18 protein-coding genes, 2 tRNA genes and 1 other RNA gene are annotated in these 19,856 nt (G+C 58.2%); 9 read left to right on the forward strand and 12 right to left on the reverse strand.

Annotated elements, in window-relative coordinates:
- Positions 1-86: 86 nt before the first annotated feature.
- The 5 genes from fabF to aceE all read right to left on the reverse strand — a co-directional run bounded on the left by fabF (position 87) and on the right by aceE (position 6,931).
- Positions 87-1,358, reverse strand: coding sequence for a beta-ketoacyl-ACP synthase II (gene fabF / locus L6963_RS01995; RefSeq protein ID WP_237206439.1), 1,272 nt, complete (start codon positions 1,356-1,358; stop codon positions 87-89).
- 92 nt (positions 1,359-1,450) lie between these two features.
- Positions 1,451-1,696, reverse strand: coding sequence for an acyl carrier protein (locus tag L6963_RS02000; protein ID WP_237206440.1), 246 nt, complete (start codon positions 1,694-1,696; stop codon positions 1,451-1,453).
- 234 nt (positions 1,697-1,930) lie between these two features.
- Entirely contained in the window at positions 1,931-2,956 is a 1,026-nt protein-coding gene (locus L6963_RS02005; RefSeq protein WP_237206441.1) for a beta-ketoacyl-ACP synthase III, read from the reverse strand.
- A 23-nt stretch (positions 2,957-2,979) separates the two neighbouring features.
- Positions 2,980-3,891, reverse strand: a complete 912-nt coding sequence (locus L6963_RS02010) for an ACP S-malonyltransferase (RefSeq protein ID WP_237206442.1) — start codon at positions 3,889-3,891, stop codon at positions 2,980-2,982.
- Between the two features lie 298 nt (positions 3,892-4,189).
- Positions 4,190-6,931, reverse strand: a complete 2,742-nt coding sequence (gene aceE / locus L6963_RS02015) for a pyruvate dehydrogenase (acetyl-transferring), homodimeric type (RefSeq protein WP_237209104.1) — start codon at positions 6,929-6,931, stop codon at positions 4,190-4,192.
- A gap of 389 nt (positions 6,932-7,320) precedes the next feature.
- Here aceE and L6963_RS02020 point away from each other — a divergent pair, with 389 nt between their 5' ends.
- From L6963_RS02020 to L6963_RS02045, 6 genes are all read left to right on the forward strand, one after another.
- Positions 7,321-7,737, forward strand: a complete 417-nt coding sequence (locus L6963_RS02020) for a DUF3052 domain-containing protein (protein WP_237206444.1) — start codon at positions 7,321-7,323, stop codon at positions 7,735-7,737.
- Positions 7,738-8,002: 265 nt separating this feature from the next.
- A tRNA-Val gene (locus L6963_RS02025) sits at positions 8,003-8,075 on the forward strand.
- Positions 8,076-8,265: 190 nt separating this feature from the next.
- Positions 8,266-8,925 (forward strand): hypothetical protein, encoded by a 660-nt coding sequence (locus tag L6963_RS02030; RefSeq protein WP_237206445.1) that lies wholly within the window; start codon positions 8,266-8,268, stop codon positions 8,923-8,925.
- Between the two features lie 153 nt (positions 8,926-9,078).
- On the forward strand, positions 9,079-9,264 hold the full coding sequence (locus tag L6963_RS02035; protein WP_237206446.1) for a hypothetical protein: 186 nt from the start codon (positions 9,079-9,081) through the stop codon (positions 9,262-9,264).
- Between the two features lie 102 nt (positions 9,265-9,366).
- A complete protein-coding gene (gndA, locus tag L6963_RS02040; protein ID WP_237206447.1) occupies positions 9,367-10,845 on the forward strand; it encodes an NADP-dependent phosphogluconate dehydrogenase in 1,479 nt (492 codons plus the stop codon).
- Between the two features lie 140 nt (positions 10,846-10,985).
- On the forward strand, positions 10,986-11,861 hold the full coding sequence (locus L6963_RS02045; protein ID WP_237206650.1) for a glycosyltransferase family 2 protein: 876 nt from the start codon (positions 10,986-10,988) through the stop codon (positions 11,859-11,861).
- Positions 11,862-11,963: 102 nt separating this feature from the next.
- On the opposite strand, the gene epsC is transcribed toward L6963_RS02045, so the two are convergent.
- From epsC to msrA, 3 genes are all read right to left on the reverse strand, one after another.
- Entirely contained in the window at positions 11,964-12,548 is a 585-nt protein-coding gene (gene epsC, locus L6963_RS02050; RefSeq protein WP_237206448.1) for a serine O-acetyltransferase EpsC, read from the reverse strand.
- Positions 12,549-12,752: 204 nt separating this feature from the next.
- Positions 12,753-13,679 (reverse strand): cysteine synthase A, encoded by a 927-nt coding sequence (cysK, locus tag L6963_RS02055; protein ID WP_237206651.1) that lies wholly within the window; start codon positions 13,677-13,679, stop codon positions 12,753-12,755.
- Positions 13,680-13,755: 76 nt separating this feature from the next.
- The gene (msrA, locus tag L6963_RS02060) at positions 13,756-14,280 is read right to left on the reverse strand and encodes a peptide-methionine (S)-S-oxide reductase MsrA (protein WP_237206449.1); all 525 of its coding nucleotides are present in this window, start codon (positions 14,278-14,280) and stop codon (positions 13,756-13,758) included.
- 64 nt (positions 14,281-14,344) lie between these two features.
- On the opposite strand from msrA, the gene L6963_RS02065 reads away from it, so the two are divergent.
- The gene (locus L6963_RS02065; RefSeq protein WP_237206450.1) at positions 14,345-15,241 is read left to right on the forward strand and encodes a Nif3-like dinuclear metal center hexameric protein; all 897 of its coding nucleotides are present in this window, start codon (positions 14,345-14,347) and stop codon (positions 15,239-15,241) included.
- A gap of 5 nt (positions 15,242-15,246) precedes the next feature.
- Here L6963_RS02065 and L6963_RS02070 read toward each other — a convergent pair whose 3' ends face one another.
- Complete coding sequence (locus L6963_RS02070) at positions 15,247-16,014, reverse strand: YaaA family protein (RefSeq protein ID WP_237206451.1); 768 nt, start codon at positions 16,012-16,014, stop codon at positions 15,247-15,249.
- A 32-nt stretch (positions 16,015-16,046) separates the two neighbouring features.
- On the opposite strand from L6963_RS02070, the gene rnpB reads away from it, so the two are divergent.
- Positions 16,047-16,404: RNase P RNA component class A (gene rnpB, locus L6963_RS02075), an RNA gene on the forward strand.
- Between the two features lie 122 nt (positions 16,405-16,526).
- Here the strand turns inward: rnpB and def are convergent.
- The 3 genes from def to orn all read right to left on the reverse strand — a co-directional run bounded on the left by def (position 16,527) and on the right by orn (position 18,063).
- The gene (gene def, locus L6963_RS02080) at positions 16,527-17,105 is read right to left on the reverse strand and encodes a peptide deformylase (RefSeq protein WP_237194068.1); all 579 of its coding nucleotides are present in this window, start codon (positions 17,103-17,105) and stop codon (positions 16,527-16,529) included.
- Between the two features lie 71 nt (positions 17,106-17,176).
- A tRNA-His gene (locus L6963_RS02085) sits at positions 17,177-17,249 on the reverse strand.
- 187 nt (positions 17,250-17,436) lie between these two features.
- A complete protein-coding gene (gene orn / locus L6963_RS02090; RefSeq protein ID WP_237194066.1) occupies positions 17,437-18,063 on the reverse strand; it encodes an oligoribonuclease in 627 nt (208 codons plus the stop codon).
- 129 nt (positions 18,064-18,192) lie between these two features.
- Here orn and mptB point away from each other — a divergent pair, with 129 nt between their 5' ends.
- Positions 18,193-19,767 carry a polyprenol phosphomannose-dependent alpha 1,6 mannosyltransferase MptB gene (gene mptB / locus L6963_RS02095; protein WP_237194064.1) on the forward strand — a complete coding sequence of 525 codons (1,575 nt, stop codon included), beginning with the start codon at positions 18,193-18,195 and terminating at the stop codon, positions 19,765-19,767.
- Positions 19,768-19,856: the final 89 nt, after the last annotated feature.

A 19,856-nucleotide genomic window follows, 5' to 3' on the forward strand; every position in this document is an offset into this window, starting at 1 on the left:
TGCCCCAGAGCACAGCAAAGGGCCCTTCTGCCCGAACCAGGGTTCGCGCAGAAGGGCCCTTTCTCACAAGCTAGACCAACACGGTACTATTTGCTGACGCTACGGAAAGCCGCTACAGCGTTGTGGCCACCAAAGCCGAAGGAGTTCGAGACAGCAACAATCTCACCGGCGGGAAGGTCCCGAGCCTCGGTGACAACGTCGAGGTCAATCTCGGGGTCCTTGTTCTCCAGGTTGATGGTGCAGGGAGCCTTGCGGTGGTAAACCGCAAGAACAGTCAGTACAGCTTCAAGAGCACCGGCACCGCCGAGCAGGTGACCGGTCATTGACTTGGTTGCAGACACAGCTATCTTGCCGGTGTGCTCCCCGAAGACCTCACGCAGAGCCAGGGACTCGGGGATATCACCCACGGGAGTAGAGGTTGCGTGCGCATTGACGTGCACTACCTGCTCGGGAGAAATACCGCCATCGGTCAGAGCTTCCTGCAGGGCGCGGGTAGCACCCAGAGCAGCCGGGTCGGGAGCGGTGATGTGGTGGGCGTCCGCTGAGACGCCGGTGCCAGCCAGCTCCGCGTAGATACGGGCACCGCGGGCCAGCGCGTGCTCCTCAGATTCGAGAATCAGCGCAGCACCGCCCTCACCCATCACAAAACCGTCGCGGCCGGTATCGTAGGGGCGGGAAGCACCAGCAGGGTCATCGTTGCGGGTCGATAGGGCCTGCATCTTTGCAAAGGCGCCAATCGTCATGGGGTGGATTGCAGCCTCAGAACCACCGGCAATCACCACATCGGCCTTACCCGAGCGAATCAGCATCAGGCCCAGCTCCAAAGCCTCGGTCGACGAAGCGCAGGCGGACACCACGGTCTGGGCAGCGCCACGGGCCTTCAGGTTCATCGAGACGGCAGCAGCATTTGAATTGGGCATCAGCATGGGAACCGTCATAGGCAGCATACGGCGCGGGCCCTTCTCGCGCAGAGTATCCCAGGCATCGAGTAACGTCCACACGCCCCCGATACCGGTACCGAACGCAACGGCGGTCCGCAGCGGATCACACTCTTCAGCAGCCTCAGCGTCAGGGCCGCTAAAACCGGCGTCCTCCCAGGCCTCGCGCGCAGCAACCAAAGCCAGCTGACCCGAGGGGTCCAGGCGCTTAGCCTCAACCTTAGTCAGGCGGCCCGAATCAACAGCGTCTACAGCCACACGGCCAGCAATCGAAACCGGCAGGTCGAATTCCTCAACCCAGGGCTCTTCAATAGTGGTGATGCCTGAGACACCTGCAAGCGCATTTTCCCAGGTCGTCGGGACATCCCCACCGATGGGGGTGGTGGCGCCGAGGCCGGTGACCACAACTTTACGAGTCATGCTTGATTCCTTCGAATACAGTCTTGGGTTGGAGTAAAGAATAAAAAGCAGGTTGGGCACGATAAGACCGTGCCCAACCTGGTCAACGCGACTTAGGCGTTAGCGTTAGCGATGAAGTTAACAGCGTCGCCGACGGTCTTCAGGTTCTTGACCTCTTCGTCGGGAATGGTAACGCCGAACTTTTCCTCAGCGTTCACAACGATGGTCATCATTGAGATGGAGTCGATGTCCAGGTCTTCGGTGAAGGACTTCTCGAGCTGGACGTCCTCAACCTCTACACCGGTCTCTTCGTTCACGATTTCTGCAAGACCTGCGAGGATTTCGTTCTGATCTGCCATGATGGCTCCTTCGTCTTAGTATGAGTGGCGTGGGGCCACTGATGTAACTCACCGCGCAGGGGTGCGCAGCGGTTGAGGGTTAAGCGGGCAGAGCCCACTTTAGCTTCCAAAATTGAGTGTAGCCCCTAGCCCGCACAAAGCTAAGCTGTGACGCCACCTAATTTTTGAAATAAATCTAACATTTTGTCAAAATACGGTGCGGACGCCCGCCCCACCGACCCGGCACAGGGCAGGTTAGGGGAACATAACAACCTGAGCCGCGTAGGCCAGACCCGCACCGAAACCAATCTGCAGGGCAAACTTGCCAGAAAGATCGGGGTTATCCTGGAGCAGCTGGTGGGCAGCTAGCGGAACGGAGGCAGCAGAGGTGTTACCCGCACACTCGATATCGCGGGCCACCACAACGCTCTCGGGTAGCTTCAGGGTTTTCACCATCTGGTCGATAATGCGCATGTTGGCCTGGTGAGTCACCAGCGCTCCCAAATCATCTGCAGTAATACCGGCAGCATCGAGAGCCTTCTGCGCAACCTTAGCCATCTCCCACACAGCCCAACGGAAGACCGTCTGGCCGTCCTGACGCAGGGTCGGCCAAAGCTTCTCGCCCTCCTGCACCGGGTTAGCCACAAAATCACGGTTGCGGATCTCAAGCATGGAATGGGTCATGCCCACAGCGCCCCAGCGCTCGCCGTCCGAACCCCAGATAGTGGGGCCGATGCCGGGCACATCGGAAGCACCAACGACCGCCGCACCAGCACCGTCACCGAGCAGGAAGGAAATGGTGCGTTCGGTGTTGTCGATGAAATCCGAGAGTTTCTCAACGCCGATGACCAGAACCTTCTGGGCGGTACCGGACCGCACCAGGGCGTCAGCTTGGGCGATGCCGTAGCAGAAACCGGCACAGGCAGCTGAAATATCGTAGGCGGGAGCCTTGGAACCGACAGCCTCAGCGACCAGGGTAGCTAGGGCCGGGGTGGCGTAGGGGTGGGAGATGGTTGCGACGATGACGGCATCCAGCTCTTCGCCCTGCACACCTGAGGCGGCCAGGGCGTCCTGGGCAGCTCCCACAGCAAGATCTGTTACAGAAATCTTTTCTGAGGCACGGTGGCGGGTCTTGATGCCGGTGCGCTGAACGATCCATTCATCTGAGGAGTCGATCGGGCCGGCAATGTCGTCGTTGGTGACGATCAGGTCGGGGCGGGCAGCACCGTAGCCCAGAATACGGGAGTAGCGGTTGGGCTCAACCTGCTTGAGAGTAGGCATCGTGAAGTCCTTTCGGGGAAACTTTAGGCCTGAAGAGCCTGGGCTAGGGGTGCAAGGTCATCGGGGGTGTTGATAGCGGACGCCGGCGTGCCGCGCATACCGCGCTTGGCCAGGCCCACGAGGGTACCGGCGGGAGCAACCTCAACCAGGCGGGTAACTTCCCGCTCCGCGAGAGTTGCCATGCACAGGTCCCAGCGGACGGGGCGGGTCACCTGGGCAACCAGCGATTCAAGGGCCGCTGTCCCTGAGGCAACGGGCTGGCCGTCGAAGTTTGAGAGCAGCTCAGCAGTCGGTTCTGCGGGGGAGAGGCCTGCCGCAAAGTCTGCCAGGGGCCCCTGGGCTGCCGCCATGTAGTCGGTATGGAAGGCACCGGCTACCTTCAGCGGAATCACGCGGGTCTTAGCGGGCGGGTTCTCGGCGAAAGCTGCAAGAGCGTCGAGGGAACCAGCGGCTACAATCTGCCCGCCGCCGTTCGAGTTAGCGGCGGTGAGGTTGGCTTCAGCGATAGCGGCGCGGACGTCGTCCTCAACTCCGCCGAGCACGGCAGCCATACCGGTGGGGGTAGCGGCAGCTGCCTGAGCCATGCCATCGGCCCGCACCTTGATAAAACGCATGGCGTCCTCTTCGGTGAGCACACCGGCTAGGGCTGAAGCGGTAATCTCACCCACTGAGTGACCGGCAAAAACAAGCTTCTGGCCCTCTAGGGCCTTCTGGGCTAGGCGACCGGTGACAAGACCAGCTGCCACAATCAGGGGCTGGGCAATAGCAGTGTCCTTGATGGTTTCCTCATCGGCCTCGGTGCCGTAATGAACCAGGTCGAGCTCTACAGCCTCAGAGAGACGCTCGAGGTGGGGGCGTACCCCATCGAGGTCTAACCAGCTTGAGAGGAACCCGGGCTTCTGCGACCCCTGGCCGGGGCACACCAGTGCTATCACGCGTAACCGCCTTGAAAATAGAGTGTGAGACCTAGAACTTGAAAGTTTCTAGCGCTTTGTTCAAATAACTATCCTACTCCTGTTAGCAGGTCAGCTGGGGCGGCACAGCTGTTCAATCTCAAAAGCCAAGAAAACTCACAGCTAAGGGCTTCGGCCCAAGAAAGCTAGAGGGTAAGACTGACTAGCCCAAAGACTGCCCAGAACAAAAAGCGGCCCCCACGATAATCGTGGGGGCCGCCCTTACACTCAGCGCGAATCTATGACTCGCTGTGAGCTAGGAACTGATCAGCACAGGGGCTTATGCGTCGCCACCGGCGGTACCTGAGGTGCCTGCATTGATGTTGTTCAGGTCGTACTTCTCGAAGGCCTTAGCAGGTGCATCAGCGGGGACCTCGCCTCGCTTAGCCAGCATCTGCAGGGTACGGACGACGATGGACTCGGCGTCGATCTTGAAGAAGCGGCGGGCACCGGCTCGGGTGTCTGAGAAGCCGAAGCCGTCTGCACCCAGGGTCGCGAATTCGTTGGGAACGAACTGGCGGATGCCGTCCATCAGGTCGGTCTGGTAGTCAGACACGGCAACGATGGGGCCGGTTGCACCCTCAAGCTGCTGGGCAACGAAGGGGGTGCGGGGGGTGGCGGACGGGTTGGTCAGCAGCTCACGTTCGGTCTCAAGGCCGTCGCGGCGCAGGTTGGTCCATGAGGTAACTGACCAGACGTCTGCTGAGACGCCCCAGTCCTCGGCCAGAATCTGCTGTGCCTTTTCAGCCCAGGGAACTGCAACGCCTGAGGCCAGAAGCTGGGCGCGGGGGCCGTCATTCTTTGCCTCGTGCAGGCGGTAGATGCCGCCGAGCAGGCCGTCAATATCGAGGTTCTCGGGTTCAGCGGGGTGCTGAATGGGCTCGTTGTAGACGGTGATGTAGTACATGACGTTGTGGTCTTCGTCCTTGTCACCGTACATGTGCTCGATACCGCGCTTGACGATGTGGCCGATTTCGTAACCGTAGGCGGGGTCGTAGTGGATCACTGCGGGGTTGGTGCCAGCCAGAATCGGTGAGTGGCCGTCTGCGTGCTGCAGGCCTTCACCGGTAAGGGTGGTGCGGCCGGCGGTTGCGCCCATGATGAAGCCACGGGTCATCTGGTCAGCTGCTGCCCAGAAGGCATCGCCGGTGCGCTGGAAGCCGAACATCGAGTAGAAGATGTAGACGGGGATCATGGGTTCGCCGTGGGTGTCGTAGGAGGAGCCTACGGCGGTGAAGGCAGCGGTACCGCCGGCCTCGTTGATGCCCACGTGAATAATCTTGCCCTCGGGTGATTCCTTGTAGGCCAGCATGAGCTCACGGTCAACAGCCAGGTAGTTCTGACCGTTGGGGTTGTAAATCTTGGCGGTGGGGAAGTAGGAGTCCATGCCGAAGGTTCGGGCCTCATCGGGGATGATGGGCACGATGCGGTGGCCGAAGTCCTTCTCACGCATGAGGTCCTTGAGCAGACGCACGAAGGTCATGGTGGTAGCAGCCATCTGCTTACCGGTACCCTTGAATGCACCCTTGTAGGCCTTGTCTGAGGGCAGGGTAATCTTGGGCTGAACATTCTTGCGGGAGGGGACGAAACCGCCCAGTTCCTCACGGCGGGCCATGAGGTACTTGTACTCTTCGGAGTCCTTACCGGGGTGGTAGTAGGGCGGGTTGTAGAGGTCCTTCTCCAGCTCTTCATCGGAGATGGGGATGCGCAGGTGGTCGCGGAACTGCTTCAGGTCTTCCATCGACAGCTTCTTCATCTGGTGGGTGGCGTTGCGGGCCTCGAAGGAGGCACCCAGGCCGTAACCCTTAACAGACTGAGCAAGAACGACGGTGGGCTGACCCTTGTGCTCAACTGCTGCCTTGAAGGCTGAGTAAACCTTCTGGTAGTCGTGAGCGCCGCGCTTCATGGCCCAGATTTCGTCGTCGGTCATGTCTGCAACGAGTTCCTTGGTCTCAGGGGTCTGGCCAAAGAAGTGCTCGCGGATGAAGCCGCCGGACTCAGCCTTGTAGGTCTGGTAGTCGCCGTCGCGGGTTTCGTTCATGATGCGGACGAGCTCGCCGGACTTGTCCTTCTCGAGCAGGGAGTCCCATTCACGGCCCCAGAGGACCTTGATGACGTTCCAGCCTGCGCCACGGAAGAAGGCTTCAAGTTCCTGAACGATCTTGCCGTTACCGCGAACGGGGCCGTCCAGACGCTGCAGGTTGCAGTTGACCACGAAGGTCAGGTTATCGAGCTTGTCGTTGGCAGCCAGCTGCAGGGCGCCGCGTGACTCGGGCTCGTCCATTTCGCCGTCACCCAGGAAGGCCCAGACGTGCTGGTCTGAGGTGTCCTTGATGCCGCGGTTGTGCAGGTACTTGTTGAACTGTGCCTGGTGGATAGCGTTCAGGGGACCAAGGCCCATTGAAACCGTGGGGAACTGCCAGAAGTCAGGCAGGTTACGGGGGTGGGGGTAGGAGGGCAGGTGAGTGCCCTGCTTGGTCTTTTCCTGACGGAAGCCGTCGAGCTGCTCTTCGGTAATGCGGCCTTCGAGGAAGGCACGGGCGTAGTTACCGGGGGATGAGTGGCCCTGGAAGAAAATCTGGTCGCCGCCACCGGGGTGGTTGCGGCCACGGAAGAAGTGGTTGAAACCTACTTCGTAGAGGGTAGCTACACCCGCGTAGGAGGAGATGTGGCCGCCTACGCCAATGGTGGCCTTCTGTGCGCGCTGAACCATCATGGCAGCGTTCCAGCGCAGCATGGCGCGGTAGCGGCGTTCAATCTGCTCGTCGCCGGGGTATTCGGGTTCCTGGTCGACAGGAATGGTGTTGACGTAGTCAGTGGTGGTCACCATGGGTACGGTGATCGACTTCTGGCCAGCGCGCTGCATGAGTGAGCGCACGATGAACTGTGCACGTTCGGTGCCGTGAGCTTCAACCAGGTCGTCGAAGGACTCAATCCACTCGCTGGTCTCTTCGGGGTCGATGTCGGTGAAGCTGTTGGTCAGTGCACTCAAAACGTGATCGTTCGTTTCTGAGGGTCCCACTAGTCAACCTCTCTTTGTTGTAGGGGTATATGTTCACCAGCGGCAGCCTATGTGCCCGGTGAGCCTTGGGTGTATGCCTTGCGCGGCCGGTGGGCAGGCGCTAAGACAACTTCCCTTCTATGTTGTCACAAATTGCTTCTTTTAAGGTTGTGGTTTCAAGGGTTTGGGGGTGTGAAATAGCCGTCACTTGCCCCTACTTTTTCTGAGGGTGAAATTAGCTGGCCTATTTTGGTCGTGTTCTGTTGATTTGGGGGCATGAAGCGTGTTCAGTAGGAACTAAAGGCATGCCCGGTCTCGTTTACTTTCGTTGCGGAAGTGGTGAAGGAGGGTGTGCGGGGCTTTGTTGAATTGCTAGCCCGCCATTGTCATTTGAATCTTGGAGGACGTACGTGAGCGCCACCGGTGCTACAAAAGAAACTGTTGGCCAGAAGCTGGGCCTGCCTGCTGGCAGCCTCATGCAGGAGTTTGGCTACGATGAGGATGTCGACTTCGACCTGCGCGATGCCCTAGAGGATTTTCTGGGAACAGAGCTTCTTGATGAGGATGACCAAGAAGTTGTCGATGGCATCCTGCTGTGGTGGCGTGCTGAGGACGGCGACCTGGTCGATGGTCTGATGGATGTGCTAGCTACTCTTGACGAGGGTGGGGTGGTATGGCTGCTGACCCCCAAGTCTGGTCGGGATGGGCATATTCCTCCGGTGGAGATTCAAGAAGCTGCCCCGCTGGCGGGGCTGCATGTGACCACATCTGAGTCGCTAGCTCAGGATTGGGCTGCTTTTCGCCTGGTCATGAAACAGGGGAAATAAGTGTGAGGGCCTTCTGTCAGGGTAGACAGGGGGCCCTTTTTCATGGGTTTTAGCCATGGGAAGCGGTGGTTCAGAAAAAAATTAGAAATTTTTTGAAAAAAATATAAGTGCTTGCCAAGCCGATATTTTCTGATATTTGTCTGTGTAAAATAGTCAGAAAATCGGGCTTTTTGCGCCTTGAGGGGCGGTTTCGATTTGCAAGACCGTTTGGGTCTGCGTAAAGTATTACATGTCGCCGCGAGAGATAACGCGGAAGAGGCAACAAGGGTCTTTAGCTCAGCTGGTAGAGCGCCACGTTTACACCGTGGATGTCATCGGTTCGATCCCGGTAGGACCCACAGATAAGCCCCACACCTTGGTGTGGGGCTTTTTCTTTTTCTACGGCTAGCTGTAGGTCAGGTGGGGGAGGGTGTGGGCCTATGTGTGGGCGTCTTGGTAGGGCAAATGTTGCACCGGCAGAAGGCATCGATAGGTAGACTGAAAACTTCAGTTTGACTCACACACATACTTTTAGAGGGGAAACCTATCGTGACAACTTCCCGTCGCACCCTGCTTCAGGGGACCGCCTGGGCGGCTCCCGCCGTCCTTGCGACCGCAGCTATCCCTGCTTACGCTGCATCGCCTGCAGCTGTTACTGCTTCAGGTCTCACCGAAGTTTTTGAATTCCAGCCCGCAAACAGTACAAATCCTGCGCCTTTTACCGGTACTACTAACCGTGATGGCCAGGGAGGTTTCGATCTTTACACTACTGACGGAAGCACTGCCAGCGTCAGCATAACTTCACTGACTTATCTAGTGCTGATTCCCAAAAACAGTCTCTACGAGATTACCAAGCTCGAGCATAACTTCCAGGTATCAGCAGCAGAGTGGAGCTCCTTCAGTACCTATAGCGGATCTATCGTAACTCTAGCCGACGGCACCACGCTCTCATCAGACAACTATCTGATCTACAGCACTACACGCACCGTGGCCGATTTGAGCAGTGTTTCAATTGCTGGGAATGATTCAACTCCGATTGATGGCACTGCAATCTCAACCAATATCGCTGGCCATTTCACAGACGGTGGTAACGCGATGATTCCCAGCGAGATAGCAGGCCTCTACACCGGTTACATCGCGACCTATTCAGTTAATGGCGCAGCCAGCACAACCTCGTCTACCGTTGCACCGTCTACTAAAACTTCCTAGGTCAATTTTTATAACCCACATTAAAAAGGGGAGAGCTCCACGCCGGGCTCTTCCCTTTTTCTGTTCGACCCCAAACCATGAAGTAGTCTGTGAGGGGTAACAGCTGAACTAATGGTCGCGATGCGTCAATACCGAGAAGGAGCAGCGCTCTTGATGAACCGTAACTTTAAACCTCGCAACTTTACCGCCGTATTCTTGTCGGTAACCTGGCTGCTCATATCCCTCTTCTTCATCGCCCAGGGGGCCTTGGTGACCCTCTGGTCAATCTTCGCCTGTGTAGCTCTGATCATCGGAGTTGCAGCCCTGTGGGTACTCTTCACCGACACCTACGATTCCTAAACTAAGATCACTTCTCCCGCTGTTCTCCCAGAATGTGAGAGTTTGCTTCATCTCACCCGGTGCTGAACCATAAACAGAGCAGACCAGCGTAGTCTTAAAGACATGACTGAAAACAATACTGCTCGTAAGGCACAAATTGGTGTAACCGGCCTGGCCGTCATGGGTGCAAACCTGGCCCGCAACCTGGCTCGCAACGGCTACACCGTAGCCCTGCACAACCGCTCTGTCGAAAAAACCGACGCCCTGCTCCAAGCCCACGGCGATGAAGGCGACTTCATCCGCACCGAAACCCTGCAGGAACTGGTTGACTCTCTTGAAGCTCCCCGCCGCATCCTCATCATGGTTAAGGCGGGTGGCCCCGTTGATGCTGTCATTGAGCAGCTCGAACCCCTGCTCGATGAAGGTGATGTCATCATCGATGGCGGTAACTCCCACTTCCCCGATACCATCCGCCGCGAGCGTGCCCTGGCAGAAAAGGGCCTGCACTTCGTCGGTATCGGCGTCTCCGGCGGTGAAGAAGGCGCCCTCAACGGCCCCTCCATCATGCCCGGCGGTTCTGCTAAGTCCTACGAATCCCTCGGCCCCCTGCTCGAAAAGATTTCAGCCAAAGCACCCAACGGCGATCCCTGCTGCGCCTGGATCTCAACCGACGGCGCCGGCCACTTCGTTAAGATGGTCCACAACGGCATCGAGTACGCAGACATGCAGGTCATCGGTGAAGCCTACGACCTGCTGCGCACCGTTGCTGGGCTTGAGCCCGCAGCCCAGGCTGAAATCTTCAAGCAGTGGAACACCACCGACCTCAACTCCTACCTCATCGAAATCACCGCTGAGGTTCTGGCCCAGGTCGATGCTAAGACCGGTAAGCCCCTGGTCGACGTGATCGTCGATGAGGCCGGCCAGAAGGGTACCGGCCGCTGGACCGTACAGGCAGCCCTGGATCTGGGCGCACCCGTCTCCGGTATTGCAGAGTCAGTATTTGCCCGTGCCCTGTCTTCTAGCAACGCTGAAGCCCGCAAGCAGGCCCAGGAAGAGCTACCTGCAGGCCTAATCGCAACCACCGCCGTTGCTAACGGCGATGAAGAGTTCATTGAGGACGTCCGCAAGGCCCTCTTCGCCTCCAAGCTGGTTTCTTACGCCCAGGGTCTGGATATGCTGGCCAAGGCCGGTGACGAATACGGTTGGGACCTTAAGCTCGACGTCATCGCAGGTTTGTGGCGCGCTGGCTGCATCATCCGTGCAGAGCTGCTGGGCGAAATCATGGAAGCCTACAAGAACGAAACCCCCGCCAACATGCTGCTTGCTCCCGGCTTCAAGAAGCTCATGGAAGAACTCGTTCCCTCCTGGCGTCGTGTAGTTGCTAAGGCAACCGCTGAGGGCGTGCCCGTCCCCGTCTTCGCCTCATCCCTGAGCTACTACGACGGTCTGCGCCGCAAGCGCCTGCCCGCTGCCCTGATTCAGGGGCAGCGTGACTTCTTCGGTGCCCACACTTACGGCCGCATTGACTCCGAGGGTATGTGGCACACCGAGTGGAGCGGCGACCGCAGCGAAATCAACGCTGAGGACTCCCACACCCACTAGTCGCTCCCAAGGATGACGCATAGGTGCCCCGTCTGCTCGCACAGTCGGGGCACACCCATATTTAGCTGAAACTTTCACATTGATTACCGGGTACACTGGTAGCCAGCACCCGCATCATTGAAGGAGCCCCCGTGATAAAAATGCCGGTATCTAAGGACCGCCTCGTAGCTTTTTTCGATAGCGATCAAGGACTTCCCCTCCGCTACGCTTACGGTATCGTAGTGAACAACTTCATCCGCTACTTGCGGTTTGCCGCCCGGCAAAACGGAAAGGGGCTGGCCCCCTATAGCGCAGAATTCAACAGAGACGTCACAATCGTCGCCAAGACTTTTTCACGTCCTAAAGCCATGAACCGTCTGCTTTCGTCGATTCGGGAGGCAACCTTTACCGGAAAGGTCCTGGTAGCAGATGATTCACAGAAGCACTGGTCAACTCGTGACCCACAGGTTGAAGTACTGCAGTTACCCTTCAATGTGGGTATATCTGTTGGTCGCAATAGGGCACTAGAAAAGGTGACGACACCCTATGTCTTAATTACAGACGATGATTTAGTATTCACACGGCTCACCAACTGGCAAAAGGCCTACGATTATCTAGAAGCTCACCCTGACGTTGATGGTGTGGCCGCTACCTTGGTTGAAGTACCTACTTTCAAAACCCATATTCACGGCCCTAGCCATTTGTCTCTATACCATGGAGCCGATACCCCAATATATGAAGCTGGTCATAATCTATACGGACTTCCAGTTCGAGTCAAAGTACCCAATATTTTTATAGCGCGTGCTGATTCAATACGATCTATCGGGGGCTGGGACGAAGAGCTTCGGATTTATGAACATAGTGATTTCTTTTCGCGGGCTAGCGGGAAATTGGTTTTTGTTCAGGATCCCGGGATTTTGGTTTATCACGGGCGAACACCGTGGTTAAAGACCTATAACAAATTTCGCAGTGACGGTACAGCGTCCCGACGTGTCCTTTCTCGTAAGTGGGGATCACAAGGAAATCGCCAAGTCTAGCTATCCATCGCAGTTAGCACCGGCACACATCAAAAGCCCTTTCACCGTTTTATAGATGTGAAAGGGCATTTTGCTGCGTAGAGGTGAACTTTATCCAGTGAATTATATCCACATGGTCGGGTCCACATATTCGACGGCGTCGACCAGGGGTTTTTTGTTGTCGGGGGTGCGCGGACGCGAGCGGGCAGGGATGCCGGTAATGATGGAGTCCTCGGGATGGTCGTGCACCACCACGGAGTTGCCTCCGATTGCCGAGTCTGCGCCGATGCGTACCGGCCCCAGCACCTTAGCTCCTGCACCGATTGTTACCCGGTCACCAATGGTGGGGTGGCGCTTGCCCTTTTCAAGGGAACGCCCACCCAGGGTAACCCCGTGATACAGCATGACGTCCTCACCGATTTCGGCGGTCTCACCAATCACCACCCCCATGCCGTGGTCGATGAAGAAGCGGCGGCCAATGGTGGCACCGGGGTGAATCTCAACCCCCGTCATGAAGCGGGCAAACTGGCTGAGGGTGCGGGCTAATGTACGGGTAGAGTCCTTCTGCCACAGTTTATGGGCCAGCCTGTGAGCCCAGATGGCGTGCATACCCGAGTAGTTAATCATGATTTCCACATCACCGCGGGCTGCGGGGTCGTGTGCTTTGACGGTGTCTAAGTCTTCACGCAGGCGCGCTCGGAAACTCATGGTTCTCCTCACAATCTAGGCAGGGGAGCGCGGCGGGCGCTCTTGCTGAACTCTACAACAGTCACGGCTAGAACGATATTCCGTCTCACCCACAATATTTACGTCAAGCTGAGGGCGGGCGTCCGCGCATGCCACCAGACATAGACACGCGGGCACCCCGCTGCCAACCAGCGGGGTGCCCGAGATTATCACGGAGCTAAATGTTTAGCCGCGGATATCTTCGTAGAGCAGGGTGGAGATGTAGCGCTCACCGAAGTCGGGAACAACAGCGACAATCAGCTTGCCGGCGTTCTCGCTCTTCTTAGCTTCTTCCAGGGCAGCCCAGACGGCTGCACCGGAGGAGATACCGCCCAGGATGCCCTCTTCGGTACCCAGCTTACGGGCGGTGGCAACGGCGTCGTCGATAGCAACGTCGGTGACGGCGTCGTAGATGTCGCGGTCGAGGGTATCGGGTACGAAGTTAGCGCCCAGGCCCTGGATCTTGTGGGGGCCAGCCTTACCCTCGGTCAGCAGGGGGGAGTCCTTGGGCTCGACTGCAATAACCTTGATGTTAGGGTTCTGCTCCTTGAGGTACTTGCCGGTACCAGAGACGGTACCGCCGGTGCCAACGCCAGCTACGAAGATATCAATCTTGCCTTCGGTGGCTTCCCAGACCTCGGGGCCGGTGGTGTTGTAGTGAATCTCGGGGTTAGCTTCGTTGGAGAACTGGGAGGCCAGAATAGCGTTCTCGGTGGAGGCTACGATTTCCTTGGCCTTTTCAACAGCACCGCGCATACCCTCAGAACCGGGGGTCAGCACGATTTCAGCACCGTAGGCGCGCAGCATGACGCGACGCTCGTTGCTCATGGTTTCGGGCATGGTCAGAATGACCTTGTAGCCGCGGGCAGCGCCCACCATAGCCAGGGCGATACCGGTGTTGCCTGAGGTACCTTCAACGATGGTGCCGCCGGGCTTGAGGGCGCCGGACTTCTCAGCGGCGTCGATGATAGCTACACCGATGCGGTCCTTGACGGAGTTGGCGGGGTTGTAGAATTCCAGCTTGACTGCGACGTTGCCGGGCAGATCAGCATCCAGGCGGTTGAGGCGGACGATGGGAGTGCGGCCGACAACTTCGGTGATATTGTTGTACATCTTTGACACGAGTGTACCTTTCAGGTGGAAGCGATGAATGGTTCGCCCTCTAGTTTACGAAACAAAGGGGGAGGGCTTAACTTCTAAGAAACCTGGCGTAATGTTGCCTAGCCTTAGCCAGCTTGGGATTGATGACGGCCATGCAGTACCCCTGGTAGGGGTTAAGGGCGTAGTAGTTCTGGTGGTAGTCCTCAGCCTCATAGAAGGCGCCCAGGGGTTCTACCACCGTCACGATGGGCTGGTCCCACAGCTGAGAGGCCCGCTGAATGGCGGCCTCGAAGAGGGCCTTTTGCTCCTCGTTCTCGTAGTAGAGGGCCGAGCGGTACTGGGGGCCGGCGTCCGCCCCCTGCCTATCCCAGCTGGTGGGATCGTGCGAGGTGAAGAAGATATCGAGCACGGTTTCGGCGGGAATGACGGTCTCGTCAAACTCCACCTTGACGACCTCGACGTGGCCGGTGGTACCCGAACAGACTTCGCGGTAGGTGGGGTTCTCAACGTGCCCACCGGTGTAGCCGCTGATACTGGCGGTAATTCCTTCAAACTGACGATATACGGCGTCGATGCACCAGAAGCATCCGCCGCCTACAACAAAACTTTGCATACTTCGGGTAACCGTAGGCTCCCCAGTCTTATTCCCGCCCCGGCGCTCATGACACAATAGGGGCATGACTGAACTTTCAACTCCCACCCTGAACGATGTAACCCGGGCCTTCCACGATATTTTCCCGCCCACTCTTGCCGAGAAGTGGGACGCTGCTGGTCTGGTGGTCGGGCGCGCTGATGCCCCCGTCACCACCGTTGGTTTCGCGGTGGACGCCACCGTGGCAACTGCCCGCGAGGCCGCAGAAAAAGGCGCGGGCCTGCTCATTACTCACCACCCCCTGCTGCTGCGCGGGGCGTCCTTCCTGCCCGATAGTGATTACAAGGGCGAAATCGTGCACACCCTCATTGAGGCTGGCTGCGGCCTGCTGGGCGCCCACACCAACGTAGACTCGGCCCCGCACGGCACCAACGAGGTCTTCATGAGCAAGCTGGGCATCACCAACACCGAGATCCTGGCCGAGGAAGAGACCGTACAGATTGATGGGGCGGACGTTCGCGTCGGCATCGGGCGCGTTGGCAGTCTGCCTGCCCCTGTCACCCTCAAGGAACTGGCGGAAAAAATTGCTGACTTCCTGCCAGCAACCGCCGGTGGCCTGCGCATCGCAGGCCGGCCCGATCAGAAGGTTCAAAAAATTGCCCTCTGCACCGGGGCTGGCGATTCCCTCTTTGGCGATGCCCGCGCATCGGGTGCGGACGTCTACATCACCGCCGACCTGCGCCACCACCCGGCTTCAGAAGCCCGCGAGCAGGCCCTCATCAGCGGCGACACCCCGGCCCTGATCGACTGCTCCCACTACGCCAGCGAATGGCTCTGGATGGACGGGGCCGCCCGCCTTATCACCGAAAAACTGGAGGAGCGAGGCTTTACTATCGACACCTACGTCTCGACCCTCAACACCGACCCCTGGGACTTCACTGTCTCCACCGGGCAGGTAGCGGGGTTAGCCTCCACCCGCTAGGTGCCCTACTCCCTCACCAGAAGAGTCAGGGTACCCGGCTTCTTCTCGGTGGGGGAGAGTAGCTCCACCTCAAAACCGGGGGCAAGCGCCTCGGCCAGCTCACCGGCGTCCTCAATCTCGGTCAGATTTTCCTGCACCAGGTAGCGGCCCAACAGGCCTCGGTAATGCTTGGCCATATGCGAGACCACCTTGCGGCTCCCGTCAGCCGCCACCCTCTCCACCCGAACCAGCAGATGGCGCTGTGGGGCGGGCGTCCACGCCTTTGCGTAGGCCGCAGAGCGGCCATCCACTACCAGCTGATCCCCGGCTAACTCATCCAAGGGGTGCTTGAGCTCGCCCTTCCAAAACTTAGCCAAATCACCGATCTCACCCAGCTTCGTGCCCATCGACAGCCGGTAGGCCGGAATCATATCGGTAAGACCCACCGCACCCCACGCCGCAGATATCACCACAACAGCCCTATCAGCCCGCGCCCGCGCGTCCGCCCCCAAAGAACCGTACCCAAAAGCCTCAAACAAAACCCCCGAATACACCTCGGACGCAGGCGCCGCCGGCTCCGACCACAACCGAGTATTCCGCTCAACCTCAGCCAGCAAGGACGGACCCACCTTCAGCAGCTGCCCAGCATCGGGCAAACCGCTCACCCGCACCAACTCATCCACCACAGCCTCACGAGCCCCCGTCAACTCAGGAGCCAACAACTCACCCAACTCAACCCCGGAGCCAGATGTGGCAGGAGTCTTACCCTCAGACGGCGGAAACAAAATCAACATACCCACCAGTGTAGTAAAGTAGAACCCCAGAACGGGACGCCCAGGCAATCGCGCAGCGCACAAACGCTTCGAGGAAAGTCCGGGCTCCACAGCACAGGGTGGTCGATAACGTCGACTCAGGGTAACCTGCAGGCCAGTGCCACAGAAAACAAACCGCCCCACCACGGGGTAAGGGTGAAAAGGTGAGGTAAAAGCTCACCAGTACCGCAGGCGACTGCGGTAGCTCGGTAAACCCCACCCGGAGCAAGGCCAAACAGGGCGCGCTAGTAACCAGTGCGGTGAAGCGCCCGGGTAGGCTGCTTGAACCCGCCGGCAACGACGGGTCTAGATGGATGATTGCCGCCTGCCCTCGGGTAGGTACAGAACCCGGCTTATCGGGCGTCCCGTTCTTTTAGTTTTATGCGGCGCACGCCGGGTTCTGCGGTTCGCTGGCGCTCACCGATTCAGCGCATTTTTTGATTCCTCGCTCGGAAAAATGCGCTTCATCCCAGGCTTATCGGGCGTCCCGTTCTTTACTCCCCGTGACCAAAGGGGTCGGGGTCTACGCCCGGCATCCAGGTGTTACCTTCGGCAGTCCAGCCCTCAGCTTTAACAACTTTCTTGTACTTCTTGGTGTACTTGGCGTTCAGTCGATTCACGTAGAGCTTGCCATCCAAGTGGTCAGTCTCATGCTGCATGACGCGGGCAAACCATCCGGTCGCCTCAAACTTCAGCGGGTTACCCTCACCATCGAACCCGTTGACCGTGACCCAGTCAGCGCGCTTGAGCGGGAAAGAATAACCGGGGAAGGACAGGCAGCCCTCAACCTCATCGTAGGGATCAGGATCAGCCGTCGAAATCTTACCCAGAGTCAGCACGGGGTTAACCACCACGCCCAGCGGGGGCACACCGTCCTCATTCTCAAACTTGTAGGTGAACAGGCGCAGGCCCACACCCACCTGGGGGGCAGCCAGGCCCACACCGTTCGAGACCTCCTGGGTCTCGTACATATCGTCGATCAGCTTGCGCAGCTCATCATCAAAGGACGTCACCGGGGCAGCCGGGCGGTGCAAAACCGGGTTACCGTGAATAACAATGGGCAAAACAGTCATGACATAACCTCTCACACGGGGTGAACAAAAAGGGCCGCTACGATAAAAACCGTAGCGACCCTTCTACTCGGGGTGATCGACGGGGGTTGAACCCGCGACCTCCTGGACCACAACCAGGCGCTCTGCCAACTGAGCTACGACCACCATGTTTACAAAAACTACCGTTTCTTTCACCGGCTTGTTTTGGCAACGGATACTAGCTTACACACAGTTTTGATTCCCCGCAAATCGAAAATGAGGTTATATGGGGTGACTGTGCTCACGAACTTTTGGGGCTGGGGGCCGGGCGGACGCTACCAGGCAACGGGCAGCGTCCGCACCGCCTGAACTCCTACGCAGGATTAATCTGCTGGCGGGTTGCCGCAACCTCCTGGGCAACCTTCTGGGCGGTTGCGCTATCGGGCCCGGGGGAGGGCACAAAAACCGTGCCGCGGTAGTAGCGCAGCTCGTCAATGGAATCCTGGATATCGCCCAGTGCCCGGTGGTTGCCGGTCTTCGCCGGGGCATTATAGGTGGCCTTCTCAAACCAGCGGCGGGAAAGCTCCTTGATGGTAGACACATCAATCACGCGGTAGTGCAGGTAGTCTACGAGCTCGGGCATATCGCGCACCAAAAAAGTCTTATCGGTGCCCACAGAATTACCACCCAACACAGCCTTGCGCGGCTCGGGGACCCACTGCTTCACATAATCCAGCACCAGCTGCTGGGCCTCAGCCATAGTGATGCCCCGATCCAGGTCATCCAGTAGACCAGAGACTGTGTGCATGTTGCGCACAAAATCATCCATCTGCTCAAGCGCCTCTGGTTCGGGCTTAATGACGACGTCCACGCCGTCACCCAAAATATTGAGATCCCCGTCGGTCACCAGCGCGGCGACCTCAATCAGGGCGTCCTTCTCTAGAGAGAGGCCGGTCATCTCACAATCAATCCATACAATACGTTCATTTGAAATAGACACAGAACCAATCTACCCCTTTAGGGGCCTAACCCACAGCAGATTTTCAGAGAGCAGAAGGTCTAAGACCTGCCTGTGCCACTCAGCCGGCGGGTAAAATCAGGTGTACTCATTTGCTCGGCCAGGAGGACCATGAGCCCCAGAACAGCGCAAACCCACACCGACAGCATCCCGGTGCACCGGTATAACCCCAAGACAGCTCACTATGTTTCGGGTAGCCCCCTGCGAACCCTCATCTTTGGAACCATCGGTTCTCTGCTGGTGATGTTTGCATCCTTTGGGGTGGGGTGGCTCGCAGACGCCTCACCTTTCCGCCGCGTGGACTGGATTATCCCGCTGCGCTACACAGCACCCGGGTTAATTACCTGTATTGCCCTGCTCGTTGTGGGGTCGATGATGCTCTGCCGTGAATGGCTACGCATGGTGCAGAAGCTGCTCGTTTGGGATCAGCGTGCAAAACGCTGGGCAACCGCAGCGATTATCTGCTGGATGCTTCCCCAGCTTTTTGCTTTCCCCCTCTATAGCCGTGACGTTTTCTCCTACTTTGCTCAGGGACGCGTCATGGCCTCAGGGCTTAACCCCTATGAGTACGGGGTTTCTTCTGTCAATAACTTCTTCCAGTACGGTGCTGACCAGATGTGGTCTGAGTCGGCTCCGCCCTACGGCCCCGTCTTCCTGCTTATTGAAAAATGGGTAGCCCAAATCGCCGGTGACTCCGTAGATACCGCCCTCTACCTCTTTAGGCTGGTTGCTCTTATCGGGGTGGGGCTTATCGCCTACTACGTGCCCAAGCTGGCGAAACTCCACGGCATCAATGGCATACGCGCTAACTGGCTAGTGCTGGCCAACCCCCTCTTTATCGCCGCCTTCATCACTTCTTCCCATAACGATGCCCTGATGACCGGCCTGGTACTGGCAGGTGTATACCACGCGGCAGCCCGGCGCGATACGATGGGCGGCCTACTGGGAATTACCCTGGTGACCGCAGCCGTAGCTGTCAAGCCCATTGCCCTGGTCGCCCTACCTTTTATCGGGCTGTTCTGGGCCGGTAGGGGAGCCAGCTGGCCCCGCCGCTTTATTTTCTGGGCTATGACACTGGCTATCTCCATGGCGGAGCTCTGGGTGCTCGGAGCTGTAACCGACCTGGGCTTTGGATGGATTGGAGCCCTAGCTACCACCGGCGGCCAGTACATCTGGTTCACCCCCATTGGCTTCCTGGGGCTACAAATCAACCAAATCCTGGTGTCTATCACCGGTGATAATGCCCTGGCGAATTCGGTGCGCGATACCTTCTTCTCTCTGGGGAAACTAGCCGGCATGCTGCTGGCCGTAGTCGTCATGTTTGTGGGAAAGGACGAAAACCTCATCCGCCGCACCGGCCTGGCCCTAGCTATGGTTGTGGTTTTTTCACCCATGTTGCAGTCTTGGTATCTGCTCTGGTTCATCCCGCTGTTTGTGGTGGCAGGTGTGCGTACCGACTGGCAGCTAGATTTCTATTTCCTGACAACCCTGTTCTTTGTCATGTACGGGGTCTCAGATCAGCTTGCCGTCTCGCCCTATCTCGATAACTTTGATCAGAACATGGGCCGCCTCATTGCGGCTGTGCTCAGCGTGGCCTATGCCTTCTGGCTGGTCTTCTTCGACCCGGCAACCCGCCGAGTACTCCGCCGCGGCCAGCGCTCGTCCCTCTACGAGGTGAGTATATAGCCTCCAGATGAGAGCGGGAGCCTTCTAATCTCTTGGTCGGGGGTTCGACTCCCTCCTGGGGCGCTCAATGTATCCCTCACTTGGTAAAA

Origin of the sequence: Rothia nasimurium (genome assembly GCF_928392795.1) — a bacterium.
GTDB lineage: Bacteria > Actinomycetota > Actinomycetes > Actinomycetales > Micrococcaceae > Rothia > Rothia nasimurium_F.